General features: G+C 63.9%; 5 protein-coding genes. 3 read left to right on the top strand and 2 right to left on the bottom strand.

The window, feature by feature from the left end; all coding sequences use genetic code 11:
* Positions 1–555: magnesium chelatase domain-containing protein (locus tag H928_RS0105725; protein ID WP_021025641.1), on the bottom strand; the 555-nt coding region annotated here is incomplete at its 3' end.
* Positions 556–882: 327 nt separating this feature from the next.
* Between H928_RS0105725 and H928_RS0105720 the strand changes: the two genes are divergently transcribed.
* The 3 genes from H928_RS0105720 to H928_RS0105710 all read left to right on the top strand — a co-directional run bounded on the left by H928_RS0105720 (position 883) and on the right by H928_RS0105710 (position 3,369).
* Positions 883–1,614 carry a TorF family putative porin gene (locus H928_RS0105720; protein ID WP_021025640.1) on the top strand — a complete coding sequence of 244 codons (732 nt, stop codon included), beginning with the start codon at positions 883–885 and terminating at the stop codon, positions 1,612–1,614.
* Between the two features lie 43 nt (positions 1,615–1,657).
* On the top strand, positions 1,658–1,996 hold the full coding sequence (gene glnK / locus H928_RS0105715) for a P-II family nitrogen regulator (RefSeq protein WP_027010591.1): 339 nt from the start codon (positions 1,658–1,660) through the stop codon (positions 1,994–1,996).
* Positions 1,997–2,061: 65 nt separating this feature from the next.
* Complete coding sequence (locus tag H928_RS0105710) at positions 2,062–3,369, top strand: ammonium transporter (protein ID WP_043338911.1); 1,308 nt, start codon at positions 2,062–2,064, stop codon at positions 3,367–3,369.
* 87 nt (positions 3,370–3,456) lie between these two features.
* Here the strand turns inward: H928_RS0105710 and H928_RS26330 are convergent.
* The coding region (locus H928_RS26330; protein ID WP_021025637.1) for a rhodanese-like domain-containing protein at positions 3,457–3,719 on the bottom strand (263 nt) is incomplete at its 5' end.

The following is a 3,719-nucleotide window of genomic DNA, read 5'->3' as shown; positions in this document are numbered from 1 at the left end:
CTGGCTGGGCGCTGCCTCGGGCTCGGCGCTGGCGGCCTGGGGCGCAAAGTGCTGCACCACATCCAACAGGTGGCTGGCGCGGTAGACCTCGGCATCGGGCACCAGGGCGGCATCCTCTGCACTGCCCGGGGGCAGCACCTGGCGCACCTGCTGGCCGCGCTGGTGCAGGTCCATGCTGGCGGCCAACGCACCGCGCACTGGGCGCAAGGCACCCGACAGCGACAGCTCGCCGGCAAATTCATAGTCCTGGAGCCGGTCCGCATCGATGGCGCCACTGGCCGCCAGAATGCCGACCGCAATGGCCAGGTCGTAGCGGCCCGACTCCTTGGGCAGGTCAGCGGGAGCGAGGTTGACGGTGATGCGCTTGTTGTGCGGAAACTCCAGCCCGCTGTTTTGCAGCGCCGAGCGCACGCGTTCGCGCGCTTCCTTCACTTCCAGATCGGCCAGGCCGACCAGGGTGAAGCTGGGCAGGCCATTGGCCAGATGGACTTCGACGCTGACGGGATGGCCGGTGAGCCCGACCAGGGCCCGGCTGTGCACCACGGCGAGACTCATGGGCGGGCTTCCTTGTGGTTTTGCACCTTTTTGGTGCATTGCGAAGCACCTCTTGGAGGCACGGCTGCCACCAGCATCGCAAAAGTCGCTGGCAGCAACAAGTGGCGACAGCCCGGGGCCGGGGTGGCGGCGGCGCCGGCCTGCCATTCCGCGCCCCTGGCCGCCCCGTGGCGGCTCAGAACGTAAGCATTTGCAAAAAAATATAGCGCGCTGCGCTTGTCTGGTGCGCGCAACGCAGCGGGTGGCGCTGGGTTTGGCACGCTCTGTGCATTGTGCTTGCCACAAACGGATGGGTCGAATTCATCAACAAGGAGTGTGGCAATGGCAATGAGCAACAGAGGCTGGATGGTGGTGGCGGGGGCAGCGTTCCTGGCGCTGCCAATGGTGGCAAGCGCGCAGCTGACCGCCAATGTGAGCGTGACCACGAACTACAAGTTCCGCGGTCAGGACCAGAAGTCCTCTAGTGCCCAATGGGTCAAGCCCGCACTCCAGGGAGGGGTCGACTACGCCTTTGGCGACAGCGGCTTTTATGTGGGGAACTGGAACTCCACCGTCGACTGGCTCGACAACAACAAGCTGGAGATGGATTTCTACGGTGGCTACAAGTTCAAGGCCGCCGATGTGGACTGGGATGTGGGTCTGCTGACCTATGTCTACCCCGGCAACACGCTGGGCAACACCACCGAACTGTATGGCTCGGGCACCTTGGGTCCCGTGACCGTGAAGTACTCGCACACCGTGTCGAAGGATTACTTTGGCTGGGCCGGCACCAAGTACGACAGCACGTACAAGGGCCGTAACACCGGTTACCTGAATGTGGCATTCGCCCAGGAAGTGGCGCCCAAGACGACCTTGAAGCTGGCCGTGGGCTACACGCGCTTTTCCAGCGACATCAAGGACCTGGGCGTGCCCAACTACCTGGACTACAGCGTGGGCGGTGCCTACGACCTGGGTGATGGCTTCTCGCTGAGCGCCGCCTGGGTGGGCGCCAACAAGACCGGTGCCTTTGGCTTTGTGAACAAGGGTCGCGCGATCGTGTCGCTGACCAAGGCTTTTTGATGCAGCGCCGCTGCAATAAGTGACGACAGGAGAGACTATGAACATGAAACTGGTAGTGGCGGTGATCAAGCCCTTCAAGCTCGATGAAGTGCGTGAGGCGCTGTCCGATATTGGGGTGCAAGGCATCACGGTGAGCGAGGTCAAGGGCTTTGGCCGTCAGAAAGGCCATACCGAGCTGTACCGAGGCGCCGAGTACGTGGTGGACTTCCTGCCCAAGGTGAAGCTGGAGATCGCGGTGGCCGAGGACCTGGTGGACCGGGTGATCGAGGCCATCGAGAACGCAGCGCGCACCGGCAAGATCGGCGACGGCAAGATCTTTGTCTCGCCGCTGGAGCAGGTGGTGCGTATCCGTACCGGCGAAACCGGCCCGAACGCGATCTAAAAAACAGCGCTCCGCGCTGGCAAGGCGCGCGCAACAAGCCAATTTATCTTGAAGGTGTGAACAACATGAGACGACTTCTTTCCTTGGCAGGGCTGGCGGCAGTGGCACTGGCCACTGCGGGCAACGCGGCTGCGGCCGATGCGGCAGCTCCCGTTCTGAATGCAGGCGATACCGCCTGGATCATGACCTCGACCATGCTGGTGATCCTGATGGTCATCCCGGGTCTGGCGCTGTTCTATGGCGGTCTGGTGCGCAGCAAGAACATGCTGTCGGTGCTGGCCCAGGTGTTCACGATCTTCTCGCTGATCACCGTGCTGTGGACCATCTACGGCTACTCGCTGACCTTCTCCGGTGAAGGCAACTTCTTTGGCGACTTCGGCAAGGTGTTCCTGATGGGCATCACCCCCGATACCTTGTCGGGTGCGATGGCCACCGTGCCGGAGTATGTGTTCGTCTCGTTCCAGGCCACGTTCGCCGCCATCACCGTGGCGCTGATCGTCGGTGCCTTTGCCGAGCGCATCAAGTTTGCGGCCGTGATGATCTTCGCCGTGCTGTGGTTCACCTTCAGCTACCTGCCGATTGCCCACATGGTCTGGGGCGGCGGTCTGCTGGGCAAGGATGGCGCGCTGGACTTTGCCGGCGGCACCGTTGTGCACATCAACGCCGGTGTGGCCGGTCTGGTGGGCTCCTATGTGCTGGGCAAGCGCCTGGGCTTTGGCCGCGAAGCGCTGGCCCCACACAACCTGACTTTGACCATGGTGGGCGCATCGCTGCTGTGGGTGGGCTGGTTCGGCTTCAACGCCGGCTCGGCAGGTGCTGCCAACGGTATTGCGGGCCTGGCCTTCATCAACACCATCGTGGCCACCGGCGCAGCCTGCGTGAGCTGGTTGGTTTGCGAGACGCTGCACAAGGGCAAGCCCTCGATGCTGGGTGCCGCTTCGGGTGCCGTCGGTGGCCTGGTGGTCATCACCCCAGCCGCTGGTTTTGTCGGCCCCATGGGTGCCATCGTCATGGGTCTGCTCGCCGGCGCTCTGTGCCTGTGGGGTGTGTCCGGTCTCAAGCGCCTGCTCAAGGTCGATGACACCTGCGACGTCTTCGGTGTGCACGGCGTGGGCGGTATCCTGGGTGCCATCCTGACCGGTGTGTTCTGCGCCTCCAGCCTCGGCGGTGTCGAGCCAGAAGGCTACAACATGGCCCACCAGATCTGGGTGCAAACCAAGGGCGTGCTGATCACCATCGTGTGGTCGGGTGTGGTGGCCTGGATCTCGTACAAGGTGGCAGGTTTGCTGACCGGTGGTCTGCGTGTGACGGAAGAAGCCGAACGCGAAGGCCTGGACATCACCTCCCACGGCGAAGCGGCCTACGGACGTTGATTCTTGCGGATACTCCTTGGGGGGCCGGACGGGTGCACAACCCGGCCGGCCTTTTTTTATGCGCCGCGCTGGCGCTGAAGACAAAGCTTAGACGGGTGCCGTGGCGCGCTCTGGCCACAGCGCCAGGCCGCCGGCCACGCTGAAGGCCTGCTGGTGGCCCAGCCGGCGCAATGCATGGGCGGCCTGGGCGCTGCGGTTGCCGCTGCGGCAGTAAAATACCACGGGGGTATCGGCCGGCAAGGCCAGCCACTGCGGCAGCGCATTGAGCAGGCCCGACAGCGGCACGGCCTGGCTGCTGGCGCCATCGTCCATGCCAGGCGCCTGGCCCAGCTGCTGCTCATAGGGCTCGC

Origin of the sequence: Comamonas sp. B-9, assembly GCF_000410635.1 — a bacterium.
Taxonomy (GTDB): domain Bacteria; phylum Pseudomonadota; class Gammaproteobacteria; order Burkholderiales; family Burkholderiaceae_C; genus Comamonas.
The sequence above is the reverse complement of the archived record's forward strand: the minus strand, read 5'-3'. Positions and strand labels throughout refer to the sequence as shown.